Origin of the sequence: Pseudomonas xantholysinigenes (genome assembly GCF_014268885.2) — a bacterium.
GTDB classification, from domain to species: Bacteria; Pseudomonadota; Gammaproteobacteria; order Pseudomonadales; family Pseudomonadaceae; genus Aquipseudomonas; species Aquipseudomonas xantholysinigenes.
Genome location: NZ_CP077095.1, coordinates 4,118,300 through 4,142,735 on the forward strand (window position 1 = coordinate 4,118,300; position 24,436 = coordinate 4,142,735).

Annotated in this window: 18 protein-coding genes, 1 tRNA gene and 2 pseudogenes; 11 read left to right on the forward strand and 10 right to left on the reverse strand. The window is 63.0% G+C overall.

Going from position 1 to position 24,436, the window contains the following annotated elements; all coding sequences use genetic code 11:
* Positions 1 to 85: 85 nt before the first annotated feature.
* Both HU772_RS25315 and HU772_RS25320 read left to right on the forward strand, forming a co-directional pair.
* A pseudogene (locus tag HU772_RS25315) lies at positions 86 to 1,087 on the forward strand (PDC sensor domain-containing protein); the annotation flags it as partial.
* 390 nt (positions 1,088 to 1,477) lie between these two features.
* Positions 1,478 to 1,993: pseudogene (locus HU772_RS25320) on the forward strand (methyl-accepting chemotaxis protein); the annotation flags it as partial.
* A 389-nt stretch (positions 1,994 to 2,382) separates the two neighbouring features.
* Here the strand turns inward: HU772_RS25320 and HU772_RS18300 are convergent.
* Positions 2,383 to 3,746 (reverse strand): IS3 family transposase gene (locus tag HU772_RS18300; RefSeq protein ID WP_437182400.1). Its coding sequence is split into 2 segments (ribosomal slippage): positions 2,383 to 3,281 and positions 3,281 to 3,746, totalling 1,365 coding nucleotides; the frame shifts between segments, so codons are not numbered across the junction.
* 709 nt (positions 3,747 to 4,455) lie between these two features.
* On the opposite strand from HU772_RS18300, the gene HU772_RS18305 reads away from it, so the two are divergent.
* The 5 genes from HU772_RS18305 to HU772_RS18325 all read left to right on the forward strand — a co-directional run bounded on the left by HU772_RS18305 (position 4,456) and on the right by HU772_RS18325 (position 11,600).
* Positions 4,456 to 6,225, forward strand: a complete 1,770-nt coding sequence (locus HU772_RS18305; protein WP_186662398.1) for a phosphoethanolamine transferase CptA — start codon at positions 4,456 to 4,458, stop codon at positions 6,223 to 6,225.
* A 472-nt stretch (positions 6,226 to 6,697) separates the two neighbouring features.
* Entirely contained in the window at positions 6,698 to 8,251 is a 1,554-nt protein-coding gene (locus HU772_RS18310) for an amino acid permease (RefSeq protein WP_186662397.1), read from the forward strand.
* 48 nt (positions 8,252 to 8,299) lie between these two features.
* Positions 8,300 to 9,595: an NAD(P)/FAD-dependent oxidoreductase gene (locus HU772_RS18315; RefSeq protein WP_225923051.1), complete on the forward strand. Its 1,296-nt coding sequence runs from the start codon at positions 8,300 to 8,302 to the stop codon at positions 9,593 to 9,595.
* A gap of 185 nt (positions 9,596 to 9,780) precedes the next feature.
* Positions 9,781 to 10,827 carry a phenylacetate--CoA ligase gene (locus HU772_RS18320; RefSeq protein ID WP_186662396.1) on the forward strand — a complete coding sequence of 349 codons (1,047 nt, stop codon included), beginning with the start codon at positions 9,781 to 9,783 and terminating at the stop codon, positions 10,825 to 10,827.
* A 14-nt stretch (positions 10,828 to 10,841) separates the two neighbouring features.
* Positions 10,842 to 11,600: an FAD-binding oxidoreductase gene (locus tag HU772_RS18325; RefSeq protein WP_186662395.1), complete on the forward strand. Its 759-nt coding sequence runs from the start codon at positions 10,842 to 10,844 to the stop codon at positions 11,598 to 11,600.
* A 46-nt stretch (positions 11,601 to 11,646) separates the two neighbouring features.
* Here HU772_RS18325 and HU772_RS18330 read toward each other — a convergent pair whose 3' ends face one another.
* Genes HU772_RS18330 through HU772_RS18345 form a run of 4 tightly spaced genes read right to left on the reverse strand, consistent with a single transcriptional unit; the run spans position 11,647 to position 16,549 of the window.
* Entirely contained in the window at positions 11,647 to 12,366 is a 720-nt protein-coding gene (locus tag HU772_RS18330) for a siderophore-interacting protein (RefSeq protein ID WP_186662394.1), read from the reverse strand.
* Between the two features lie 13 nt (positions 12,367 to 12,379).
* Positions 12,380 to 13,909: a DHA2 family efflux MFS transporter permease subunit gene (locus HU772_RS18335; RefSeq protein WP_186662393.1), complete on the reverse strand. Its 1,530-nt coding sequence runs from the start codon at positions 13,907 to 13,909 to the stop codon at positions 12,380 to 12,382.
* Positions 13,906 to 15,087, reverse strand: coding sequence for an HlyD family secretion protein (locus HU772_RS18340; RefSeq protein WP_134689402.1), 1,182 nt, complete (start codon positions 15,085 to 15,087; stop codon positions 13,906 to 13,908). Before HU772_RS18340 ends, HU772_RS18335 begins: the two co-directional genes overlap by 4 nt.
* On the reverse strand, positions 15,080 to 16,549 hold the full coding sequence (locus HU772_RS18345; protein ID WP_186662392.1) for an efflux transporter outer membrane subunit: 1,470 nt from the start codon (positions 16,547 to 16,549) through the stop codon (positions 15,080 to 15,082). Before HU772_RS18345 ends, HU772_RS18340 begins: the two co-directional genes overlap by 8 nt.
* 110 nt (positions 16,550 to 16,659) lie before the next feature.
* On the opposite strand from HU772_RS18345, the gene HU772_RS18350 reads away from it, so the two are divergent.
* The 4 genes from HU772_RS18350 to HU772_RS18365 all read left to right on the forward strand — a co-directional run bounded on the left by HU772_RS18350 (position 16,660) and on the right by HU772_RS18365 (position 21,354).
* On the forward strand, positions 16,660 to 17,556 hold the full coding sequence (locus HU772_RS18350; protein WP_186662391.1) for a LysR family transcriptional regulator: 897 nt from the start codon (positions 16,660 to 16,662) through the stop codon (positions 17,554 to 17,556).
* Between the two features lie 260 nt (positions 17,557 to 17,816).
* Positions 17,817 to 19,349, forward strand: coding sequence for a 4-hydroxyphenylacetate 3-hydroxylase family protein (locus tag HU772_RS18355; RefSeq protein WP_186662390.1), 1,533 nt, complete (start codon positions 17,817 to 17,819; stop codon positions 19,347 to 19,349).
* A 257-nt stretch (positions 19,350 to 19,606) separates the two neighbouring features.
* Entirely contained in the window at positions 19,607 to 20,341 is a 735-nt protein-coding gene (locus tag HU772_RS18360; RefSeq protein WP_186662389.1) for a fimbrial biogenesis chaperone, read from the forward strand.
* A gap of 20 nt (positions 20,342 to 20,361) precedes the next feature.
* Positions 20,362 to 21,354, forward strand: a complete 993-nt coding sequence (locus tag HU772_RS18365) for a fimbrial protein (protein ID WP_186662388.1) — start codon at positions 20,362 to 20,364, stop codon at positions 21,352 to 21,354.
* Between the two features lie 102 nt (positions 21,355 to 21,456).
* On the opposite strand, the gene HU772_RS18370 is transcribed toward HU772_RS18365, so the two are convergent.
* The 5 genes from HU772_RS18370 to pal all read right to left on the reverse strand — a co-directional run bounded on the left by HU772_RS18370 (position 21,457) and on the right by pal (position 24,399).
* Positions 21,457 to 21,532, reverse strand: a tRNA-Lys gene (locus HU772_RS18370).
* A 60-nt stretch (positions 21,533 to 21,592) separates the two neighbouring features.
* The gene (gene queC / locus HU772_RS18375; protein ID WP_186662387.1) at positions 21,593 to 22,267 is read right to left on the reverse strand and encodes a 7-cyano-7-deazaguanine synthase QueC; all 675 of its coding nucleotides are present in this window, start codon (positions 22,265 to 22,267) and stop codon (positions 21,593 to 21,595) included.
* Positions 22,268 to 22,277: 10 nt separating this feature from the next.
* Positions 22,278 to 22,925: a 7-carboxy-7-deazaguanine synthase QueE gene (gene queE, locus HU772_RS18380; RefSeq protein ID WP_186662386.1), complete on the reverse strand. Its 648-nt coding sequence runs from the start codon at positions 22,923 to 22,925 to the stop codon at positions 22,278 to 22,280.
* Between the two features lie 160 nt (positions 22,926 to 23,085).
* Entirely contained in the window at positions 23,086 to 23,895 is an 810-nt protein-coding gene (gene ybgF / locus HU772_RS18385) for a tol-pal system protein YbgF (RefSeq protein WP_186662385.1), read from the reverse strand.
* A gap of 6 nt (positions 23,896 to 23,901) precedes the next feature.
* Positions 23,902 to 24,399, reverse strand: coding sequence for a peptidoglycan-associated lipoprotein Pal (gene pal / locus HU772_RS18390; RefSeq protein ID WP_008090230.1), 498 nt, complete (start codon positions 24,397 to 24,399; stop codon positions 23,902 to 23,904).
* Positions 24,400 to 24,436 lie beyond the last annotated feature (37 nt).

The window sequence follows — 24,436 nt, forward strand, 5'->3', positions numbered from 1 at the left end:
CAACAGCGAGCTGCTCGATCGCAGCGCACGCCTGCGCCTGCAGGCCCATGGCGAGACCCAGGCCCTACGCATCCAGCGCTACTTCATGGACGCCTACCAGTACGGCAATGGCTTCGCCCGCCTGGTGCAGGCACTCAAGGCCCGTGGCGGCAGCGACCTGCGCGACGAGCTGACGCGCCAGGCCCGCGCCGCGCTGGCCGGCAACAGTGACCTGATCGGCCTGTACCTGGTGTTCCAGCCCAATGCCCTGGACCAGGCCGACGCTCGTTTCGTCGGCCAGGCCGACAACGGCAGCAACGACAGCGGGCGCTTCTCGCTGTATTGGTCGCAGCCCAGCGCCGGTGCGCTGGAGCAGGAAGCCATGCCCGAATCGATGCTGGCCGACACCAGCGTTGGCGCCAACGGCTCGCCCTACAACCGCTGGCTGACCTGCCCGCAGGAAACCGCCAAAGCTTGCGTGCTCGATCCGTACTTCGACGAGGTCAACGGTCACCAGGTGTTGATGACCAGTATCGCCCTGCCCTTGCTGGAAAACGGCAAGGTGATCGGCGTGGTCGGCCTGGACATCGGCCTGGACAACCTGCAGCAATTGAGCCTGGCCGGGCGTCAGGAGCTGTTCGACGGCCAGGGCCAGGTGAGCATCGTCAGCCCTGCGGGCCTGCTCGCGGGGCACAGCCAGGACGCCACGCAGTTGAGCAAGACCGTGGAGCAAGCTTTCGGTGCCGGCGCCAGCGCACTCACCGGCCCGCTGCGTGCCGGCCAGGCGGTCGAGCGCCTGGACGCAGGCAGCATGCGTATTTCCCGCCCGTTCGCACCGATCCCCGGCGCCGCGCCCTGGCAGGTGTTGCTGGATCTGCCCGAACAGGTGCTGCAAGCCCCCGCCGTGGCTCTGAACCAGCGGTTGGACAGCCAGAACCAGAACGCCAACCTCATCAGCCTGCTGATTGGTCTCGGTGCGGCGGTGCTGGGTTTGTTGCTGGTGTGGTTGACGGCCCGTGGCGTGACCCGGCCGATCCTTGCCGTGGCCGCGCGTCTGGAGGACATCGCCAGCGGCGAGGGTGACCTGACGCGGCGTCTGGACTATGCCCGTGACGACGAGCTGGGCAAGCTGACGGGCTGGTTCAATCGTTTCCTCGACAAGTTGCAACCGGTGATCGCCCAGCTCAAGGGTTCGGTGCAGGAGGCGCGGGGCACTGCAGATCAATCGGCGTTGATTGCCAGCCAGACCAGCGATGGCATGCAGCAGCAGCACCGTGAGATCGAGCAGGTGGCCACCGCGGCCAACGAGATGAGCGCCACCGCCCACGATGTCGCCCATAACGCGGCCCAGGCGGCACAAGCCGCGCGCGGTGCCGACCAGGCGACCCGTGATGGCCTGGCGCGGGTGGCGGCGACCCGCACGGCGATCGACCAGCTCGCCGATGGCATGACCGCGGCCATGGACGAAGCCCGGGCTCTGGAAAGTCGTGGCGAGCAGATTGGTTCGGTGCTGGAGGTGATTAGGGCGATTGCCGAGCAGACCAATTTGCTGGCCCTCAACGCTGCGATCGAGGCGGCCCGGGCGGGTGAGGCGGGGCGTGGTTTCGCGGTGGTGGCTGATGAGGTGCGCAACCTGGCGCAGCGTACTCAGGTGTCGGTGGAGGAGATTCGCCAGGTGATCGAAGGCTTGCAGCAAGGCACCCTGGATGTGGTGGGGGCCATGCAGGCTGGTCAGCGCCAGGCTCAGGACAGTGCCACGCAGATGGAGCAGACTTTGCCGGCGTTGCAACGGATTGGCGAGGCGGTGGCGGTGATCACCGATATGAACCTGCAGATTGCTTCGGCGGCCGAGGAGCAGAGCGCGGTGGCCGAAGAGGTGAACCGTAACGTGGCGGGGATTCGCGATGTTACCGAGACGTTGTCGGGGCAGGCGGACGAGGCGGCGCGGATCAGCCAGGCGCTGAACCGGTTGGCCAATCAGCAGCAGGTCTTGATGGCGCAATTTCGGGTGTAGTCTTTTGGAGGGAAGTGTCCCTCCACCACCCTACCCGTAATCCGGGCTGATCTTGAACTTGATCTTGATCTTGATCTTGATCGGAAGATTAACCTCGCACTGGCTAGCGACAGCTGCCTCAGTGCAGGCGCCGCCGCTAACTTCGCGACTTCAGGAGGCCGAACGCAGGCCTTGCGGAGGGAGGTGACGGGCATGGATGCCCGTCAAGCGCTGCGCCCCAGGATGGGGCGTTCAGCGCGGTCCTCCCGGGAGCAAGGCCGGAGTGAGGGGACCCGGAGCGTAGCGGAGGGCCGGATGAATGGAGCGCAGCGTTTTTTGGTTACTTTTTGTCGCGTTTGACAAAAAGTGACTCGCCGTTGAACTGACCCCCGAAAGTTGGACGGGGTACGCTATGGGTTCAGCGCTTGGGTCCGAAATTGTACCGGACTCAAGCCATTCAGTCTTAGACTTATACGCTCTTGGTTGTAGTAGGCGATGTAGTCCTCAAGGCCTGACGCCAGTTGTTCAACACTCTCAAACGATTGCAAATAGAAAAACTCGCTCTTGAGTGTGCCAAAGAAGCTTTCCATCGCGGCATTGTCCAGGCAGTTACCCTTACGCGACATACTCTGTTGTATTTTCTTTCTGCCCAGCATATGTCGATAAGCGGGCTGTCGGTATTGCCAGCCCTGATCGGAGTGCAATATCGGTTTGTCATCTGGGTTCAGCCGCTCGAAAGCTTGCTCCAACATCGCCGACACCATCTTGAACTCAGGGCGCGGATTGATCTGATAGGCAAGAATTTCGCCGTTGTACAGGTCCATCACAGGCGAAAGAAACAGCTTCTGCCCTTTCACCTTGAACTCTGTCACATCGGTTACCCATTTCTGATTAGGGGCTTCCGCCTTGAACTCACGCTTGAGCAGATCAGATGCAACAAGCCCTTCGGAACCTCGGTAGGAGCGATATTTCTTCACTTTTACCAGCGATTTCAGATCCATTAACTGCATCAACCGCTGCACCTTCTTGTGATTGATCACCTCGCCATGGCACCCAAGCACGGCGGTGATGCGGCGATAGCCGTACCGCCCCTTATGCCTGTGATAGACACTCTTGATGCGTTCTTTGAGGGCCGCATGCTTGTCGGCCACCAAGGCTTTGCTTTGGTAATAGAAGGTACTGCGTGCCAGCCCTGCAGCACGTAACAGCAGAGCCAGTCGATGTTCATGCCTCAATCCTTGGACAGCCTGCGCTTTCTTGGTTGCGCAGTGCGTGGATCCGCTTGGATCAAGGCATCGAGCTTTTTTAGATAGGCATTCTCCGCACGTAAATACTCCAGCTCTTCGAGCATTTGCTTAGGTGTCAACTCAGCATCTGCAGGCTTAGCAGGGCTTACGTTGGGTTGTTCTGATGCTTTGCGGGGCATACTGGATTCTCGGGCACGATGCGGGTGAAGTGCTTCTAGTCCGCCTTCATCGTACAACCTTTTCCATTGCCTGATGCTACTCGGGCCACGAATATCAAACTGTATGCAGGCTTGCTGGGCTGACAGTCCGTCTTGCTCGATGCACTGCAAAACCTTCAACTTGAACTGGGCGTCGTAGTGGCTGTACTTGGTAGCCAGACCTGCAGCACCGTGTTGCTCATAGCCCTTTATCCAACGGCGCAGCAGCGATGCACTCAGGCTATGCCTCAGTGCCACCTCATGAACACTCCGGGCAGAAAGACACTCCTCGATGAGTGCTTGCTTGAGCGCTAGGTCGTATTTCGTCATGGAACACCCTCCGCTTGGGGTCAGGCGTCCAACTTTCGGGGGTCAGTTCACGTAAGGGCGAAAAGGTGACTATGCGTCGACATAGCAAATGAATGCGCTTACATCTGTATAAACCCACACCGACCGACTTTGACTTTGACTTTGACTTTGACTTTGACTTTCAAAGCGTGGGTCTTGAAAGTTATACGCTCATTCATTGGCGATGGCGACGCATAGTCACCTTTCCGCCCTTACGGCGGGTAACTTTTTGAAGGATCAAAAAGTCACCAAAAAATCCTCGCTCCATTCATCCGGCCCCTACGCTTCGCTCCGGGGTCCCCTCGCTCCGTTCTTGCTCCCGGGAGGACCGCGCTGAACGCCCCATCCTGGGGCGCAGCGCTTGACGGGCATCCATGCCCGTCACCTCCCTCCGCAAGAACTCCGCTCGGCCTCCTGAAGTCGCAATTGGCGGCGCCTGAACTATCGCGCACTTAGAAGCAAGATCAAAATCAAGATCAAGATCAAGATCAAGAATTTCTACATGCAAAACTCATACTGCCTGATTTATCCCGTACTCAAAGACAAACAAAACACCAAAAGTAAAAATAATCATTCCCCTCCCCATCACCCTCTCCGGGACTTTCATGATTTGTTGACGATCTTTTCACGCCCCGCGCTTTAGCGTCGCCTCCCAACCGATCCGGCAAGCAACTGGCTTTCTGAGGCGCACGTGTCCCGCACAACTCCCCCCACCCGTACATCCACCGACTGGGCCGCCCTCGGCTGGCTTCTGCTGTTTTTCTGGTATTTCTCCGGCGTCACCCAAGCCCTGCTGATGCTCAGCGGCACCACCGGCTTCGCCGGCTTTCGCGATGCCTTCTTCCTCAGCAGCCTGTGGCTGGCCCCGGTATTGCTGCTACCACGCCTGACCCGCCCCCTGGCCGCGCTGATCGGCCTGGTGCTGTGGGCCTGCTCACTGGTCGGCCTCAGCTACTTCGGCATCTACCACCAGGAATTCTCGCAAAGCGTCATCTTCGTGATGTTCGAATCCAACACCGCCGAAGCCGGGGAATACTTCAGCCAGTACTTCAGCGTCTGGCTATGCCTGGCACTGCTGCTCTACAGCCTGGTCGCCGTACTCCTGTGGAAACGCCTGCGCCCGGTCAGCCTGCCCCTGTACAGCCGCATCCCACTGGCCCTGCTGCTGGTGACCGCGACCCTGGGCTACCCCTTCTACAAACAGATGGTCTCCCAGCAACGCAGCTTCGCCGAAGCCCAGGAAAAGGTCGAACAACGCATGGCCGCGGCAGTGCCCTGGCAACTGCTGGTCGGCTACCGGCAATACCGCGAGCAGCTCGACAACATGCAGGCATTGCTGAACCAGAACGCCGCCCTGCCACCACTGCAGAACCTCAAGGACAACAGCGGCGACGCACCACGCACCCTGGTGCTGGTACTCGGCGAATCCACCACCCGCGAGCACATGCACCTGTATGGCTATGGCCGCGATACCACGCCAAACCTCGATGCCCTCGCCGCCCGCGACAACAGCCTGACCGTGTTTCGCAATGTCGTGTCGCCACGCCCGTACACCATCGAAGTCATGCAGCAGATCCTCACTTTCGGCGACGAGCAGCACCCTGACCGCTTCCTCACCGACCCGTCGCTGATCAACCTGATGAAACAGGCCGGCTACAAGACGTTCTGGATCACCAACCAACAGACCATGACCAAGCGCAACACCATGCTCACCACCTTCTCCCAGCAGACGGACGTGCCGGTGTACCTGAACAACCAGCGCAGCCAGAACGCCAGCCAGTTCGACAGCGTGGTGCTCGAGCCCTTCGACAAGGCGCTGCGCGACCCGGCGCAGAAGAAGCTGATCATCGTTCACCTGCTCGGCACCCACATGGATTACCGCTACCGCTACCCGGCGCAGTTCGAGCACTTCAAGGACAACGTCGGCGCGCCGGCGGCCCTGTCGCCCGACCAGGTGGAAACCTACAACTTCTACGACAACGCGGTGCGCTACAACGACTTTATCGTCTCGGACCTGATCAAGCGCTATTCGGCCACCACGCCGAACGGCTTCCTGCTCTACCTCTCCGACCATGGCGAGGATGTCTACAGCTCCGGCAAGCATGACCGCCTGGGGCGCAACGAGGCCGACCCGACCCGGCCGATGTACACCATCCCCTTCCTGCTGTGGACCTCGCCCAGCTGGCAAGCGGCCCACCCTCGCGATTTGCAGGCCATGGCCAACCGCCCCTACAGCAGCGCGCACCTGATCCACACCTTGTCCGACCTGGCAGGCCTGAGCTACGACCACTTCGAGCCCGCCAAGAGCCTGGTCAGCCCGCAATTCAGCGCCAGCCCGCGCTGGATCGGTGACCCGTACGCAAAGAACGGGCTGCACGAATTCGACAAGCTGCCCGGCGCCAACGCTGACAAGGAACAACGCACCGCCAGCAGCGATGTCGCTCGCCCCGGCGAAGGCTGAAACCGCCCCTCTCCCCCCAACCCCCCTGCAGCCGATACCTGGACATCCAGGTATCGGCTTTTTTATGCAGCGCATTGAAGGATGATTTTTTTTCTGGCAATGCAAATACGCCGTACTCATGCCACTACAAATAGACGAAGACAATCGTCATTGTGCATCGACACCCACCTATAAAAACGGCGAACAAAAGAAAGAATCAACGTCAAAAGGCACTTTTGCCACAGTTCCAACCTATCAAAATGACGAATGATGTCATTCCAAAAGGGAATGATGTAACGAGTAATGCTCGTTTGTTCCCCGCGCCTTTCAAGGCCAATACTGATTTCCATCAATGCAATCGTGACCGCCATGGCCGTGGAGCAGCCATCGGCCAACGTGCGTCCGCGCACGCGCTGTGCGTCGCTACAACTGCAAGTGGAAGGAACACAACAAGAACAACAACTCACTTGAATGCAGATCAAATAGGTTGCCCATGACCCTTTCCAACAACACCACAAGTTCGCCTGCCGCACCGCCCTCCTCAGGCCACCTCAAGCGCACCCTGACCAGCCGCCACCTGAACATGATCGCCATCGGCGGATCGATCGGGACCGGGCTGTTCGTTTCCTCCGGCGCCACCATCGCCCAGTCCGGCCCGGGCGGCGCCTTGCTGTCGTTCGCGGTGATCGGGCTGATGGTGTATTTCCTGATGACCAGCCTCGGCGAACTGGCCGCTTGCATGCCGGTCAGCGGCTCGTTCTCCACCTACGCCTCGCGCTACGTGGAAGAAAGCTTCGGCTTCGCCCTCGGCTGGAACTACTGGTACGCCTGGGCCGTGACCATCGCCGTGGACCTGGTGGCGGTGCAGATCATCATGACGTACTGGTTCCCCGACACCCCCGGGGTAATCTGGAGCGCGGCATTCCTGGGCTTGCTGTTCGCCCTCAACGTCGCCTCGGTACGCTTCTTCGGCGAGGCCGAATTCTGGTTCGCCCTGATCAAGGTGGTGACCATCATCGTCTTCATCATCGTCGGCGTGCTGATGCTGCTGGGCATCCTCGAAGGCGGCCAGGACGGCGGCGCCCACCTCTGGCAGCTCGGCGAAGCACCGATCGCCGGCGGCCTGCCGGCGCTGATCGGCGTGGCGATGATCGTCGGCTTCTCGTTCCAGGGCACCGAGTTCGTCGGCATTGCCGCGGGCGAGACGGAAAACCCCGGGCGCAACATTCACAAGGCAGTGCGGCAGATCTTCTGGCGCATCCTGCTGTTCTACGTGTGCACCATCATCGTCATTGGCCTGTTGATCCCCTACACCGACCCGCGCCTGCTCAAGGACGGCCTGTCCGACATCACCATCAGCCCGTTCACCCTGATCTTCTCCAAGGCCGACATGCTCGCCGCCGCCGCCGTGATGAACGCGGTAATCCTCACCTCGGTGCTGTCGGCCGGCAACTCGGGCATGTATGCCTCCTCGCGCATGCTCTACAGCCTGGCCCTGGAACGCAAGGCACCGGCGATCTTCGCCCGGCTCACCCGCAGCGGCACCCCGGTATGGGCGCTGCTGGCCACCGCGGCGGTGGCCGGTCTGTGCCTGCTGAGCTTCCTGTTCAGCCCCGGCAAGCTCTACCTGTGGCTGCTCAACACCTCCGGCATGCTCGGCTTCATCGCCTGGCTGGGCATCGCCGTCAGCCACTACCGCTTCCGCCGTGGCTACCTGCACCAAGGCCACGACCTGGCCCGGTTGCCCTACGTGTCGAAGTTCTTCCCGATCGGGCCACTGTTCGCCTTCGGCCTGTGCCTGGTGGTGATGCTCGGGCAGAACTACCAGGCGTTCCTCGGCGGGCAGATCGACTGGATCGGCGCCCTCGCCACCTACGTCGGCCTGGTGCTGTTCGTGCTGATGTGGCTGGGCCACAAGCTGCTCACCGGCTCGCGGACCGTGCGCTACAAAGACATGGATTTCTCCGTCATCGAGACCCGCAAAAACGCCGACACGGCCGCGAAAACCCACGCCAGCACCACCACGGCAAACCAGCTACCCGCCTGAGAACCACCGCGCGGACCGGCAACGGTCCGCCCCTGACTGCCCGGGATCATGATGAACAGCCATTTCCTCGACTCCTATTACGAAGCAACCGTGCGGCGTACCGCCTACCCTGCCCAGGCCGGCCGCACCACGACCCGCGTGTGCATCCTCGGTGGCGGCCTGGCTGGCCTGTCCACGGCCCTAGGGCTGGCCGAGCGTGGCGTGAGCGATGTGACCCTGCTCGAAGCCGAGCGCATCGGCCATGGCGCCTCGGGGCGCAATGGCGGCTTCGTGTTCGGCGGCTACAGCCTGGGCAACGCCGAGCTGCTGGCGACCCTGGGCGCCAGCGAGGCCCGACGCCTCTACCAGCTGACCCTCGATGCCGTCGACCTGATCCGCCAGCGCACCCGCCAGTACGCCATCGACTGCGACCTGGTCGACCAGGGGGTGATCCTCGCCAACTGGTTCAACGACCCCGCGCGCCTGGACAAGCCCCGCCAATTGATGAAAGAGGCCTATGGCGTGGACTGGACCTACCTGTCCCCTGGCGAATTACGCGAGCAGCTCAAGAGCGGGCGCTATTACGGCGGCCTGCTCGAGCGCAACGCGTTCCACTTCCATCCGCTCAAATACGTCTGTGGCGTGGCTCGCGCCGCCAGCGACGCCGGCGTGACTCTGTTCGAGCACTCGCCAGTCACTCGGATCGAGAGAAAAGCCGGTGGTGGCTACATCGTGCGCACCGAACAAGGCGAGGTCCATGCCGAGGACGTGGTGTTTTCCGGCGGCGGCTATGCGCGCGGCGTGCACGCACCGGTCGAGCGCGCGGTGTTGCCGATCGCCACCTACGTGGTGACCACCCCGCCGCTGGGTGAACGCCTGCAAGAGGCGATTACCTGCCAGTCGGCGATCTACGACACACGCTTCGCCTTCGATTACTACCGCCCACTGCAGGACACACGAATCCTCTGGGGCGGGCGCATTTCCATCCTCGACCGCGGGCCGCAGGCAATCGCCAAATTGCTCAAGGCCGACCTGGCGAGCGTCTACCCACAGCTTGAAGATGTGCAACTGGAGTACTCCTGGGGCGGATTGATGAGCTACGGTCGGCACCAGATGGCCCAGATCGGCCAGGATGAACAGGGCATCTGGCACGCCGTCGGCTTTGGTGGGCATGGCATGGCGCCCACCACCGTGGCCGGCGAGGTGCTGGCCGATGCCATCGCCCGGCGACTGCCGGTGCCCCAAGGGTTTGCCCGCTTCGGCCTGGAGCGCACCTATGGGCTGGCCGGGATGCTGGCCGCGCAGGCCACCTACAGCGCCTACCAGGCCCGCGATGCGTTCGATGCGCGGCGCCTGAATCGCTGAATCGCGTCACTCCGGCCAGTCACCGCGTCGCCTGGTCGACGAAGCAGGCGCCGCGGACGCGAGCCAGTAGGCCGGGAACAGGATCGCACCCGGTCAACGCCGGGCCGGGCAATGCGAGTAGCCATCCCCCCTACCCCGGCATAGCATGCAAGCCTGATGGTCGGCCTACCAAACGGACTTGGAAGATGAACGCCAACACACGCCTCGATGTCATTGCCTTTGAACAACGCCCGCTCACCCAACCCCAGCGCGACACCCTGGAAACCTGCAGCCTCGAACAACTGCGCGACGTGCAACTGCGACGCCTACGCTGGTCGCTGAAACACGCCTGGCGCAACGTGCCCTGGTACCGCCAGCAGTTCGAAGCCATGGGCCTGCACCCCGAGCAGTTCCAGCAGTTGGAAGACCTCGCCCGCTTTCCCTTCATCGGCAACGCCGAGCTACACCACCACTACCCGTTCTCGCTGTTCGCCGTTTCCCCACGGCAAGTGGTACGCCTGCAAGCCTGCCACGACGGCAGCGCCCGCTCACCACTCATTGGCTACACACGCAACGACCAGGAGGTCTGGGCGACGCTGGTCGCACGGTCACTGCGCGTTGCCGGCGCCCATGCCGGTGATCGCCTGTACGCGCTCGGCAGCCTGGACGGCGCCAGTGCCGGCCTGCAACTGGGCGCTGAACGCCTGCACTGCGCACTGATCCCCCTGGCCGCGCGCGAAGCCTATGAACAGGTGCGCCTGCTATGCGACTTCCAGCCGCAAATACTGGTGGCAAGCCCCGCACAACTATTGGCCCTGGCGCCGGAGCTGGAGCGCCAGGGCGTCAGCCTGCCGGGCCTGTCGCTGCGCACCGTGCTGCTCGGCCCGCAACCATGCAGCACCAGCCTGCGCCACGAGCTTGAGCGCCGCCTGGGCGTCCAGACCTTGGCCTTGTACGGCGTATCGGCGCTGATGGACCCGGGCATCGGCATGGAATGCCTGGAATCAGGTGATGGCATCACGCTGTGGGAAGACCACTTCTACCCCGAGATCATCGACCCCGACAGCGGCACGCCACTGCCCGATGGCCAGTTCGGCGAGGTGGTGCTGACCACCCTGAGCCGCGAAGCGCTGCCGATGATCCGCTACCGTACCGGCGAGATCGGCCGCTTGCTGCCAGGCACCAGCCACAGCATGCGCCGCCTCGAACGCCTCGCCGGCCCCGAGGCCAAGCCCCTGCGCCAGAGCGCCTGAACAGGACCCGCGCCATGACCGTCATGCACCCGCTGCAAGTCGCCGATATCCGCCGCGAAAGCGCCGACACCGTGTCGATCGCCTTCACCGTACCCGCGCACCTGAGCGCGACCTACCGCTTCCAGCAAGGGCAGTACCTGCAGCTCGAAGCCCAGTTGCAAGGTGAGCCGGTAAGACGTTCGTATTCGATTTTCAGCGCCCCTGACGACGGCGAGTTGCGGGTGGCGATCCGGCATGTGCCGCAAGGCCGTTTCTCCAGCTATGCCAATACCCAATTGAGCGTGGGCGACACCCTGCTGGTCATGCCACCGGCAGGTTCGTCCTATCGCCCCGAGCCACAAGCCCCGGTCCACCATTGCCTGGGCATGGCCTCGGGCAGCGGCATCACCGCGTTGCTGCCGATCATCAAGACCACCCTGGAAAACGACAACGACAGCCGCTTTACCTTGGTCTATGGCAACCGCGACCGCGCCAGCCTGCTGTTCGGCGAACGCCTGGCCGCGCTGCAGGCCCTGTATGGGCAACGCCTGGAACTGATCCTGTTGTTCAGCCGGGAAAGCAACGACAACGGTCTGCCGTCCGGGCGCCTGGACCTGGCCATGTGCGACACGCTGTTCCGTGAATGGATCGACGTCAGCCGGCTCGACGCGGCGTTCCTGTGCGGCCCGCAGGCCATGGTCGAGACGGTGGGAGGGGCGCTGAAGGATTACGGCCTGGCGGCCGAGCGCCTGCATTTCGAACGCCTGGCCGAGCCCAGGCTGCAGCCCTGCTAGGGCCCGAGGGCCTTGCGCTGCCCGGCAGCGCAAGGCGAACGTGCACTCAATCGCGGTCGCGATGGTCGGCGACGCCGCGCATCCAGTAGCCCTTGCCGCGCACCAGGCGGCGCTGTATCGAGCAGGTTTCGGTGAGGTAGTCACGCACCTCGTTGACCGCCTGCGCCTCGCTGGCAATCCAGAACTGGCCGATCCCCGAGGGTAGCTGCAAACGCTTGATACCTTCGAGCAACAAGTTGCTGCCGGCCGGGTGCTCATCACGGAAGTACCACTCGCAATTGACCGTGGCCAGCGAATCCACCGCCTGCAGTTCACTCAGGCTTGCCGCCTCCAGCACCACCAGTGCGCGGTCGCGCGGCGACAGGCTCTCGAGAATACTCATCACCGCCGGGGTGCCAGTCTCATCGGCGGCCAGCAGCATCCACTCGGCATCGTCCTGGGGCTGGAAGCCGCCGCGCAGGGCCGAGCAGCCAATCTGCTCACCGACCCAGGCCCGCTCCACCCAACGTCCCGCAGGGCCATGGTCATGGCGCACGAAGTCGACCTCGACCCGGGCCGATTGCGGAAAATGCCGGCGGATGGTGTAGGCGCGGGTCACTTGGCTGCCACCGCTGGGCAGGAACAACTTCAGCCATTGCCCCGCCTGGCAAGGTGGCACCTCGGCAAACAGGTCGCCCTTCAAGGTGACACGCCGCACCAGCGGCGTGACATCACGGATATCGGTGACTTCGAGGTTGTATTTCATTTTTTTGCGAAATTCGAGCATGAAGACTCCAGGTTTACTTGGCTTTCGCCTTGGGTGAGCGGGCCATCCAGACAATCGCCAGCACCGCGCAGAACAGCCAGGCGCTGGCCAGGGAGAAATCGTTCAGGGCCAGCATGTGTGCCTGCCGGTCGATGGTGCGGCCCAGCGACTCCAGGGCGCCCTGGGCCGACAGCCCGAGCTGGCCGAGGTTGTCCTGGGCCTGGGCGCTCCAGTGGTCGAACGGGGTCATCCGCTCGGCCAGTTCCACCTGGTGCTGGCGCGCGCGGTGGTCCCAGAAGGCCGGGCCGAGGGACACCGCAAAGCTGGCGCCGGTCATGCGCAGGGCGTTCTGCAGGCCCAGGGCCGCCGGGATCTTCTCCGGAGGCAGGCGCGACAACGAAATGGCCACCAGCGGGGTGAACAGGAACGCCGTTCCGGCGCCCATCAGCACCGAGTTCCAGCCGATGAAGGCGATGTCCAGGTTGGTTTCGAAATGCATGCGCCACAGCGACGCGCCGATCCAGCAGATGAAGGCCATGCTCGCCAGCACCCGCGCATCGGTGTGTTGCATCATGCGACCGATGAAGGGCGCCAGCGCCACCCCGGCAATACCCAGCGGCGCGGTGGCGATGCCGGCCCAGGTCGCGGTGTAGCCCATTTCGGTCTGCAACCACAGCGGCACCAGCACCAACGAGGCGAAGTACAGGGCAAAGCCCAGGCTCACGCACAGCGTGCCGATGGCGTAGTTGCGCTCCTTGAACAGGCGCAGGTCGAGAATCGGGTGCTGCGCGGTCAGCTCCCAGGTGATCAGCGAGGCGAAGCCCAGCACGGTGATCACCCCCAGCGTACGAATCGGCGTGGAAGCGAACCAGTCCAGGTCCTGGCCCTTGTCGAGCAGGATCTGCAGCGAGCCAACCGCGACCATCAGCAGCAGCAGGCCGACCACGTCCACCGGCAACTTGCGGGTAGGGTTGTCGCGACCGCTCAGCACCTGGCCGAGGGCCAGCAGGATGAAAATGCCGACCGGCACATTTATATAGAAGATCCACGGCCAACTGATGTTGTCGGTCAGGTAGCCACCAAGGATCGGGCCGCAGACCGGCCCGAGGAAGGTGGTCATCGACCACACCACCAGCGCCGTGGTACGCCGCGCCGGTGGGAAGATCGCCACCAGCAGCGCCTGGGACAGCGGCGCCAGGGGGCCGCAGACGGCGCCCTGGAACACTCGGAAGACCAACAGCGAGGTCAGGTTCGGCGCCAGGCCGCAGCACACCGACGCCAGCACGAATAGCACCACCGCGCTGAGGAACAGTTTGACCTGGCCGAAACGCTGGGCCAGCCAGCCGGTCAGCGGCAGGCCGATGGCCAGGGAGATGCTGAACGAGGTCAGCACCCAGGTGCCCTGGTCCGGGGCCACACCGAGGTTGCCGGAAATGGTCGGCACCGCGACGTTGGCGATGGTGGTGTCGAGCACCATCATGAAGTTGGCCATGCCGATCGCCAGCGCGCCGAGCACCAGCGTGCCGCCACTGAGCGGCTCGATGGGACGCTTGGCGCTGCTCATCGATCGTTCCTCGACACGCTCAGCTTCGAGGCCTGCAGGTTCTCGGCGATGATCCTGTTCACCAGGGCATCGCTGCCGCTGCCGACACTGCCGTAGACTTCGGTGTTGTCCTGCACGCTGCTGGGCGCCGGTGCGTCCGGCTCACCCAGGGTCGCCTTGGCGGTCATCGACAAACCGATGCGCAGCGGGTGGCGCAGCACCTCGTCGCGATCCAGGGCAATGCGCACCGGGACCCGTTGCACCACCTTGATCCAGTTACCGGTGGCGTTCTGCGCCGGAATGGTGGCGAACGCCGCGCCGCTGCCGGCCTCGATCCCCTGGATACGGCCGTGATAAACCACGCTTTCGCCATACAGGTCGGCAAACAGCTCGACCCGCTGACCGACCTTGATCTGGCCCAGCTGCGATTCCTTGAAGTTGGCTTCGACCCAGACCTTGTCCAGCGGCACCAGGCCCATCAGCACGGTGCCCGGCTCGATGTGCTGGCCCACTTGCACGGCACGCTTGGTGATCAGGCCATCGACCGGTGCCGGCACCTTGGTCCGTGCCAGCGCCAGATAGGCTTCGCGTACCCGCTCGGCAGCGGCGGCCACCTGAGGGTGGTTCTCTACCGTGGTGCCCTGGATCCGCGCCTGTAGCGCCACCAGCTTGGCCTCGGCCGCACGTAGGCCGGACTGGGCGATCTGCGCGGCCTCCTCGGCATGGTGCAGGTCCTCGCCGGACACACCGCCCTGGGCGATCACCGAACGACGCCGTTGCAAATCCTGGTTGGCCCGATTGGCTTCGGCCTGGCGCAGTTTGACCTGGGCGGCCAGGTCGTTTTCCTCGGCGTACAGGCTGTTGACCGTGCGCACGGTCAGGGCCAATTGGTGGGTGGCGGCATCCAGGCTCAGGCGCGCGTCGGCCGGGTCGATTTCGACCAGGGCGTCACCGGCCTTGACCGTGTCGGTGTTCTGGATGTTCACCGCGGTGGCGGTGCCGCGCACCTGGGCCGAGATCAGCACCACGTCGCCGCGCACATAGGCGTTGTCGGTGCTCTCGTAGAGGCGCCCATACAGCCAGTACCACAGGCCAACGACGACGGCCGCGGCCACCGCGACCAGGGCGATGAGCAGGAAAATCAGGCCACGGCGCGACTTGGCCGGCGCCGGGGCTGGGGTTTGGGTGGCGTCACTCATGGGAGACTCCTGCGAGCGTAGTAGGGTTCTGATCGGATTCTTTCCAGCCGCCGCCGAGGGCGCGCAGCAGGCCGGCATGGTTCTGCAGTGCGGCGGTTTTCAACTGCACCAGCTGCATGCGCGTATCGAGCACTCGGGTCTGGGCATCCAGCACATGCAGGAAGTCGGTGAGGCTTTGCCGGTAGCGCAGGTTTTCCAGGTCGTAGACCTGCTCCGCTTCATCCAGCCCTTGCACGGTCTTCAGCCGCTGGCCTTCGATGGCGCGCAGTTGCGAGACATGCCCGGCCACCTCGCCCAGGGCGTTGACCAGGGTCTGGTTGTAGCTGGCGACGGCCTCGGCATAACCGGCCTGCTGCGCCTGGTATTGGCTGCGCAGGCGCCCGGCATCGAAGATCGGCAAGGTCACCGCCGGTCCCACGCCATAGGTGCGGCTGTCGTGGTGGAACAGGTTCTGGAAACTGAAACTCTGGAAGCCGGCGAATGCGAGCAAGTCGATGTTCGGATAGAACGCCGCGCGCGCCGCGCCGATGCGCTTGCCCTGGGCCTCGACACGCCAGCGCTGGGCGACCACATCGGGCCGGCTGCCGATAAGCTCGGCCGGCAAGTGGCTGGGCAGGGTCACGCTGCGCCGCGGATCGCTGATGCGTGGCCGCCATTGCTCGCCCCAGCCCGGACCTTTGCCGGCCAAGGCGGCCAGGCGCAACTGATAGCCACGGGCGGCGCCTTGCAAGCGTGCCTGCTCGGCTTCGAGCAGCGGGATCGGCCCACGGGCGCGGACGACGTCGACCTGGGTGCCCAGGCCGGACTTCAGCCGGTCCTGGCTCAGGCGCAGGATGCTGCGGCGTTGTTCCAGGGTCTGCTCGACGATCGCTTGCTGTTCAAGCACACCAGCAAGGGCGAACCAGGTTTCCACCAAGCTGCCACTGAGTGCCAGGCGCGCCACCGCCTGATCGGCCTGGGCGGCACGCAGGCTGCCTACCGCCGCCTCGTTCAAGGCGCGGTTCAGGCCCCACAGGTCAAGGTTGTAGCGCCCCTGCAGCAGCGCCTGGCCATCGGTGTGCCAGACCCCGGCCTCGTCGGCGCCGGTCTTGTAATGCTGCGAATCCTGGCTACGCAGGATCTGGGTCATGGCCGACAGGTTCGGCCGGGTGTTGGCCAGGGTGATGCCGGCCTCGGCTTGCGCCCGATCGATACGCGCACTGGCGATCGCAAGGCTCGGCGCCGTGTCCAGGGCAGTGGCCAGCAGGCGGTCGAGGTCACTGTCGTTGAACCGCTGCCACCAGCGGTCGTCCAAAGGCGACGAGGGTTGGGTCGCGACATGGTCGATGTCCCGGCCAGCTTCGAGCTGCTCCGGTGACAAGGGTTTGGGCGGTTCGGGGCTGTGCCCGGGGCTGACGCAGCCTGGCAGCGCCAGCAGCAGGCAGATCGCCAGCCCCTGCTGAAGCGAATGAGAGGATTCCATCACAACATCCTTGGCGGGTTGGGTTGCAATGGGATGTTAGGTAGCGTGATGCATATTGAAAATTGCAATAACCAGAGACTAGACTTGCATTTTTTGCAAAGGACTGCGAAATGAACCTGCCTGACCTGAACCTGCTGCTGACCTTCGATTCGATGCTGCGCGAAGGCAGCGTCACCGGCGCCGCCGAACGCATGAACCTGAGCATCCCGGCCATGAGCCGACGCCTGTCGAACCTGCGCGAGGCCATGGGCGACCCACTGTTCGTGCTTGCCGGACGGCGCCTGGTACCCACGCCGCTGGCACTGGAGCTGGCGCCCCAGGTGCATAATTTGCTCGAAGAAGCGCGCCACGTGCTGGGCACCAAACAGAAGCTCGACCTGGGCACGGTAAAGCGAGTATTCACCCTGCGCACCGAGGATGGCTTTACCGGTGCCTGGGCCCTGCGCCTGAGCCAACGCGTCGCGCAACAGGCCCCTCACGTGACCCTGAGTTTCATGGCCCAGGGCAACGAGGATGTCGCCGCCCTGCGCGACGGCCTGATCGACCTCGACATCGGCATCGCCGGCCCGCTGGGGCCTGAGGTCTATAAACAGCGGCTATACATCGACACCTTCGTCGGCGTGGTCAACAACCAGCACCCCCTCGCCCGCCAGGACAGGGTCAGCGCCGAGGACCTGGTGGCCTTCCCGCACCTGTCGGTGTCGCGCCGCGGCCGCACCCGCGGGCCGCTCGACCTCGAGCTGGAGAAGCTTGGCCTGCAACGCAAGGTGCCGTTGGTGGTGCCGGGCTTCCAGGCGGCCATGCAACTGGCCAGCTCCTCGGAGATGATCGCGGTGATCCCCCGGCGCTTCGTCGAATGGTCGCTGCCGCTACTGCCGCTGCACATCTTCACCCTGCCGGTGGAGACACCTGGCGGCGAGTTTTGCCAGGCCTGGCACCCACGGGTGAACAACGACCAGGTGCATCGCTGGCTGCGCCAATTGGTGCAGGAATGCGCCGCCAGCTGAATCGGTTCGCGCGCCGAGGGGCAAATGCGAGCCCCTGGCGCCACTGCTGAAAAGCGCAAAAACCACCAACAGTAGCCAGCGCCAAAAAGCGTCCACAACCCCTTCTGCGAGCAATCGTAGATTGCACGTTTCGAAATTTACATTTAGTCACACTCCTCCCTAATTTGTGGTCCGTGCAAGCCAGCATTTACTTCACCACAACAGCGCGCCGCCCCAATGGGCAATCAAGATGCGCGAATTCACGGACACGGAGCAGACTGATGATGGATCGTACTGGTTTCTCTCAACAACGCAGGGGCCTGCAAACCTCCCAGGAATACCTGGAAAGCCTGAGGGACGGACGTGAGGTATGGATCAACGGCGAGCGGGTCGAGGATGTCACCGAGCACCCGGCGTTTCGCAATGCGGCATTGATGAATGCGCGGTTCTACGACGCGCTGCATGACCCGGCGCTGCGCGACAAGCTCACCATCGAGATCGACGGCGCTCCGGGGCTGCGCTGCCACCGCTTCTTCCAGGCGCCGCGCACGGTCGAGGAACAAGTAGCCGCCCGCGACGCGATCGCCGAGACCGCCCGCCTGAGCTATGGCTGGATGGGCCGTACCCCGGACTTCAAGGGCGCCTGGATCGGCACCTTCGGCCCCAACCGCGACCTGTATGGCGAATACGCCGAGAACGCCACCCGCTGGTACAACTACAGCCGCGAGCGCCTGCCCTTCATCAACCACGCCGTAGTCAACCCGCCCGTGGATCGCAACCAGGACCCGAACACCTCCAACGTGTTCGTGCGGGTCGTCGAGGAAACCGCCGACGGCCTCTACATCAGCGGCGCCAAGGTGGTGGCCACCGGCGCGGCGCTGACCCAGTACACCTTCGTTGCCCACTACAACGTGATGTACCAGGACAAGAAATACTCGCCGATCTTCATGATCCCCACCGGCGCCAAGGGCGTGAAGTTGATCTGCCGGACCTCCTACGAGCAGGCCGCGAGCAAGAACGGCAGCCCGTTCGACTACCCGTTGTCCAGCCGCATGGACGAGAACGACTGCATCCTGGTGTTCGACCGCGCCTTCGTGCCGTGGCAGGACGTGTTCATGTATGGCGTGGAGATGTCCAACAGCTTCATCCAGAAGTCCGGTTTCTTTGGCCGCACCCTGATGCACGGCTGCACCCGCCTGGCGGTGAAGATGGACTTCATCTGCGGCTTGTTCCTCAAGGCCGTGGAGATCTGCGGCACCCGTGACTTCCAGGGTGTGCAGGGCGCGGTGGGCGAAGCGATCGCCTTGCGCCACATGCTCTGGGGCCTGTCCGACTCGATGGCCTACCGCACCGAGAGCTGGAACGAGGAGTTCCTGCTGCCGAATCTGGAGTCGGCCCTGGCCTATCGCGCCACTGCTGGCGATGCCTACAGCCGGGTGATCAACCTGATCCGCAAGACCGTGGCCAGCGGCCTGATTTACCTGCCGTCCCACGCCAAGGACTTCCTCAACCCCGAGGTGCGGCCGTTCCTCGACCAGTACGCCCGTGGCTCCAACGGCATCGACGCCGAGGAACGGGCCAAGACCCTCAAGCTGCTGTGGGATGCGATCGGCACCGAGTTCGGTTCGCGCCATGAACTGTACGAGGTCAACTACTCCGGCAGCTACGAGAAGAGCCGTCTCGACACCCTGCACATCGCCAGCCATTCGGGACGCACCGAGCAAATGCGCGCCCTGGCCGAGCAATGCATGGCCGAGTACGACCTCCATGGCTGGACCGCGCCGGACTTCAAGGCGGCCTACGCGGCGCGCTGAAACCGGGCGCATGGCTGCCGCCCGACGGCCCGCTGGGCCTGGGCGCGCAGCCCCCTTGCGCGGGCACCCCTGTCCTGAATCAAGGCACACGTCCATGTGTGAATCCTTTCAGCCCTGCTGATTGATACACCTTAGAAGAACAATCCCGACTTGTCGGCTGCGTTGTTTGCAATGATCGATTGCGCCTCTGCTTACCGCCGAGGCAATGTAAGAATCGTCTGATTCAGGGCCTGCGCAGGCCCCGCCAGAATCGAAGGATGACAACCTCTCCCCTCATCCGCCCCGTCGCTCGCCGGCTCATGGCCTGGGCTGCCCTCATCCTGGTGATGATCGTCTGCTCACCGGCACGGGCCGATATCACCTTCGATGGCTTCACCCGGTTCATCTTCGAAGGATCGCAAAAGCAGTTGCCGGTGATCATCGTCAACCAGAGCGACGAGCCCGCACTGGTACAAGTCAAACTCGACTGGGGCGACAAGCACCACACAAGCCCTCTGCCCATGGCGGTGACCAAGCCGCTGTTGCTGATCCCCGCCAACGGTAGGGCATCAACCGGCGTCCTCTACCAAGGCCTGGGCTTACCCAGTGATCGCGAGTCATTCCTGATGCTCAAGGTGCTGCAAGTGCCGAAAAAAGCCGATGACAGCAATGCCGTGGCACTCGCCCTGCAACACAACCTCAAGCTGTTCTACCGGCCTGAATTACCCGGCTCGATCGAGGATGCCGTCAACCAGTTGCAATGGTCGAACAGCTCGGACGGCGGCTATGAAGCGCGCAACGATTCGCCCTATTACCTGACGCTGACCGAAGTCGGTTTGCGCGATCGCTCGGGTGCCGCCTGCGGCCAGGTCATCGATCACCTGATGATCGCCCCGTTCTCGACCTATTCGTTGCCCGCCAACGGCTGCGACAAACCCGCGGGCCAGGTGGCCTACGCCTATATCAGCGACGCCGGGCTGCCCCATCCACGTCAAAGCACCCTTAAGTTCTGATCACCCCGGAAGGCCTTGCCATGTTCAGCAGACAACTATTGCTTATTGGGTTTGTATTTTTTCTGTTCATCCCGAACAGCTACGCGCTGAAATGCCAGAAATCGGGCACCTCACTGATCAACGACACCACGGCCATCACTGACACTGCCGCCGTGCCCAACTCATTGCCCGCAGGCACGGTACTCTGGCGCCAGCCAACGCAACGCATCAATGTCGAATGCTGGGTCGACATCCAGGACCGACCGGGTGAAAACATCTATTTCTACATGAACCCCGACAGGGTCAGCCTAGGTAAAGACATCGAAATCGGCGTCACCTACGAAGGCAAAGACTACCTGTACTCCTCACTGCCTGGCGGCAAACTGGATATCGGTTGGTTCGTCAATGGCTGCCCGGCCAACGACAACTGTGGCTGGAAGAAAGAAAGCAAGTCCATGACCTACGCGCTGTTCTTCGTCAAGAAGTCACCGGCCGGCGATAACAAGGAAGGGCCTATGACACCGCTGGCGAACTACCGGGCATTCCAGTTCGACGGAGTTGGCGGGGTGCGCCCCGGGGTGAGTTACAACGTCACCGCCACTGGCCTGAACAAGTTTCGCTACCTGCCGTGCGAATCCTCGATCAGCATCCAGCCGAACATCATCAACTTTGGCGCGATCCGTACTTCGGCGGCAGTACTGGGGGCGACCATCAAGGAAGTGCCATTCACCATCACCGAACAGCGCACCTGCCAGGCGGCCTATGGCCTAGGCGGCTATCTGGAGCCATTGACGGCGACCTTGAACACGGCCCAGGACACCCTGATTCCGAACGACAACAAATCGGTGGGCATCAGCCTGATCAACGACGATGACCAGCGGGCGCTGTACTTCAAGAAAGAGTTCATCCTGACACCCAAGACCACCTCGACCACCAACTCGCACAGTTTCCTGGCGCGCTTGAAGTGGATGACTGCGAAGCCGACATTTGGCGAATTCAACGCAGGCACGACCTTGAATATTTTCTACAAGTAGTCGCGCCACTGCTGGCGCTTACGTCGAGGAACCTCGAACGTTCTCGGCATAAACGAAAAAGCCCGCCTCCGTTGCCGGAGGCGGGCTTTTTCTTACTGCATATGGTGGGTCGTGTAGGATTCGAACCTACGACCAATTGGTTAAAAGCCAACTGCTCTACCAACTGAGCTAACGACCCGTTGGATGGCGCGTATATTACTGATTTCTCAGAGGAAATCAACACCCCATCGAAATTTTTTCAAAAATATCGAGTCGGATCCGCTACCCCGGCGGCCTTGAAGCCGTCGGCGCGCAGGCGGCAGCTGTCACACTTGCCGCAGGCACGGCCATCATCATCAGCCTGGTAGCAGGAAACGGTCAGGCTGTAATCCACACCACGGGCCATGCCGGCCTGGACGATCTGCGCCTTGCTCAGGTTCTGCAGCGGCGCCTGGATACGGAAACCCTGCCCTTCGACACCGGCCTTGGTGGCCAGGTTGGCCATGCGCTCGAAGGCCTCGACAAACTCGGGGCGGCAATCTGGGTAGCCGGAGTAGTCCACGGCGTTGACGCCGATGAAGATATCGCGGGCCTCGAGCACCTCTGCCCACCCCAGGGCCAGGGACAGGAACACCGTGTTACGCGCCGGCACATAAGTCACCGGGATACCTTCGCTCGGCGCTTCCGGCACATCGATGCTGCTATCGGTCAGGGCCGAACCGCCAATGCCGTCCAGGTTCAAACCGATCACCTTGTGCTCGACCACACCCAGATCACGAGCCACCCGCGCCGCGGCGTTGAGCTCGGCGCGATGACGCTGGCCGTAGTCGAAACTCATGGTATAGCACTGGTAGCCGTCAGCCTTGGCCATGGCCACCACGGTGGCCGAGTCGAGACCACCAGACAGCAGGATTACCGCACGTTTATCAGTCATGTCTTTTTCCTCAGCGTCCGGGTTCGTCGTTCCACAGCAGCTTGTGCAACTGCAGTTGGAAGCGCACGGGCAAGTTGTCTGCAACGATCCAGTCGGCCAGGTCACTGGCCTTGACCTGGTGGTGGCTCGGCGAGAACAGCACCTCGCCGGCGCGCTCCGCCAGGTTGTACTGGATCAGCTTGGAAACCGCCCAATCGTAGTCTTCGCGGGAACAGATGACGAACTTGACCTGGTCGTTGCGGGTCAGCAGCTCGATGTTCTCGTAGCGGTTGCGGTGCGATTCCTCGGAGCCCGGGGTCTTGAGGTCGACCACGCGGCTCACGCGAATGTCGGTGCCGCTGATATCCAGGGCGCCGCTGGTTTCCAGCGACACTTCATACCCGGCATCGCACAGCCTGCGCAGCAAGGGCAAGGCGTTGGGCTGGGCCAGCGGTTCACCGCCGGTGACACAGACGTAACGCGGCTTGAAGCCGGCCACCTGTTCGAGCAGCGAGTCGAGGGTGCGCAAGGTGCCGCCGCTGAAGGCGTAGGCACTGTCGCAGTATTGGCAGCGCAGGGGGCAACCGGTCAGGCGCACGAAAACCGTGGGCAGCCCGGCCGTTCGCGTTTCACCCTGCAACGAGTAAAACACTTCGGTGATGCGTAATGTGTCTTGCATGATCGCCACGGGCGTGACAGCTGAACAGGCTGTCCGCCTCCGTCAGGCACTGTCGCGGACTCGACATGGCGTTATCCGCGGCAGCGTGTTTACGAAAAAAGGTCGGTGATTCTAACGAAAAAACCCGCGACAAGCGCGGGTTTCTTTCGAATGGCAAGTTTCAGAGCTTCTGCAGGTCGCGTTGCGCCAGCTGCGCGGCGGAGGTGCCGGGGTACTGGGTGATGACCTGTTGCAGGATGCCCTTGACCTTGTCGGTGTGGCCTTGGCGGCGCTCGACGTCGGCCAGCTTGTACAGCGAATCCGGCACCTTGCTGTGCTGCGGATACAGCTGGCTGACCTTGGCGAAGGCCTGGCCGGCACCGGCGAGGTCGCCCTTGGCCAGGTTGACCTCGCCCAGCCAGTACTGGGCGTTGCCGGCATACTGGCTGTTGGGGTACTTGCGCAGGAAGGCGTTGAACGCCTGGCTGGCCTTGTCGAAGTCCTTCTGCTTGATCAGGTCGAAAGCGGCGTCGTAATACAGCTTTTCTTTCGCCGGATCACCCGGCTCGCTGTTCGCGGCCGGAGGCTGCGCGGCGCTGGCGCCGGCAGCGGCACCCGTGGCTGCGTTGCTCGCACCACCGGTGGAAGAATTGTCTGGAGTCGCGGCAGGCGCGGCACCGCTGCCAATGCGGCGGTCGAGGTCCTGGTAGCGCTCGAGGTTTTCCTGCTTCATGCGCGACACATCGTTTTGCAGCTCTTCGATGATGCCTTGCTGGCGGGAAATCTGGTCCTGCATCTGCTGCAGCTGCATGAACAGCTGGCCGTTTGCAGAAGCAGGGGCCGAAGCCCCTGCTCCGGCATAGGCGCCGCTCGTGCCATAACCCGCAGGTGGATAACCACCGGCGTTGTCATCTACTACGGGAACCGCAGCCCACGCCGAGAGGGGCAGGCTGAGTGCGAGGACGGTTACAGCACGACGGCACATACGCATGAGAACTTACTTACGCAGTTCTACGCGACGGTTCTGAGCCCAGGACTGCTCGTCGTTGCCGGTGGCAACTGGACGCTCTTCGCCGTAGGAAACCAGTTCCAGCTGAGCTGGGGAAACGCCCTGCAGAACCAGGTAGCGTTGAACGGCCTTGGCACGACGCTCACCCAGAGCCATGTTGTACTCGCGGGTGCCGCGCTCGTCGGTGTTGCCTTCCAGGACAACACGGTTGCCGTTGGACTTCAGGTCCTTGGCGTGAACGTCCAGGGCGCGCATGGCTTCTGGCTTCAGATCCGAGCTGTCGTATTCGAAGTAGAAGGTGGTGATTGCGCGCAGGGCGGCTTCTTCGCTCAGGGAGCCGTCGACAGCGCCAGTGTTGGCACCGTAGCCAGCGTTCGGGTCAACAGCGCCTTCACCAGCGTTGTCACCGCCTTTCGAGGAGCAACCTACAGCTACAGCCATGGCCAGAGCCAGCGCAGCGAATTTACCAAACTTCAGCATTTCCATCGTGAAACTCCTAATGAAACCCCAGTGTGTTAAGCAA

What these genes read in the sequence shown, in the direction of transcription:
- HU772_RS18310 (WP_186662397.1), top strand. Translation starts at nt 6,698, where the DNA reads ATGACCCTTTCCAACAACACCACAAGTTCGCCTGCCGCACCGCCCTCC.
- HU772_RS18315 (WP_225923051.1), top strand. Translation starts at nt 8,300, where the DNA reads ATGATGAACAGCCATTTCCTCGACTCCTATTACGAAGCAACCGTGCGG.
- HU772_RS18320 (WP_186662396.1), top strand. Translation starts at nt 9,781, where the DNA reads ATGAACGCCAACACACGCCTCGATGTCATTGCCTTTGAACAACGCCCG.
- HU772_RS18325 (WP_186662395.1), top strand. Translation starts at nt 10,842, where the DNA reads ATGACCGTCATGCACCCGCTGCAAGTCGCCGATATCCGCCGCGAAAGC.
- HU772_RS18330 (WP_186662394.1), bottom strand. Translation starts at nt 12,366, where the DNA reads ATGCTCGAATTTCGCAAAAAAATGAAATACAACCTCGAAGTCACCGAT.
- HU772_RS18335 (WP_186662393.1), bottom strand. Translation starts at nt 13,909, where the DNA reads ATGAGCAGCGCCAAGCGTCCCATCGAGCCGCTCAGTGGCGGCACGCTG.
- HU772_RS18340 (WP_134689402.1), bottom strand. Translation starts at nt 15,087, where the DNA reads ATGAGTGACGCCACCCAAACCCCAGCCCCGGCGCCGGCCAAGTCGCGC.
- HU772_RS18345 (WP_186662392.1), bottom strand. Translation starts at nt 16,549, where the DNA reads ATGGAATCCTCTCATTCGCTTCAGCAGGGGCTGGCGATCTGCCTGCTG.
- HU772_RS18350 (WP_186662391.1), top strand. Translation starts at nt 16,660, where the DNA reads ATGAACCTGCCTGACCTGAACCTGCTGCTGACCTTCGATTCGATGCTG.
- HU772_RS18355 (WP_186662390.1), top strand. Translation starts at nt 17,817, where the DNA reads ATGATGGATCGTACTGGTTTCTCTCAACAACGCAGGGGCCTGCAAACC.
- HU772_RS18360 (WP_186662389.1), top strand. Translation starts at nt 19,607, where the DNA reads ATGACAACCTCTCCCCTCATCCGCCCCGTCGCTCGCCGGCTCATGGCC.
- HU772_RS18365 (WP_186662388.1), top strand. Translation starts at nt 20,362, where the DNA reads ATGTTCAGCAGACAACTATTGCTTATTGGGTTTGTATTTTTTCTGTTC.
- queC (WP_186662387.1), bottom strand. Translation starts at nt 22,267, where the DNA reads ATGACTGATAAACGTGCGGTAATCCTGCTGTCTGGTGGTCTCGACTCG.
- queE (WP_186662386.1), bottom strand. Translation starts at nt 22,925, where the DNA reads ATGCAAGACACATTACGCATCACCGAAGTGTTTTACTCGTTGCAGGGT.
- ybgF (WP_186662385.1), bottom strand. Translation starts at nt 23,895, where the DNA reads ATGCGTATGTGCCGTCGTGCTGTAACCGTCCTCGCACTCAGCCTGCCC.
- pal (WP_008090230.1), bottom strand. Translation starts at nt 24,399, where the DNA reads ATGGAAATGCTGAAGTTTGGTAAATTCGCTGCGCTGGCTCTGGCCATG.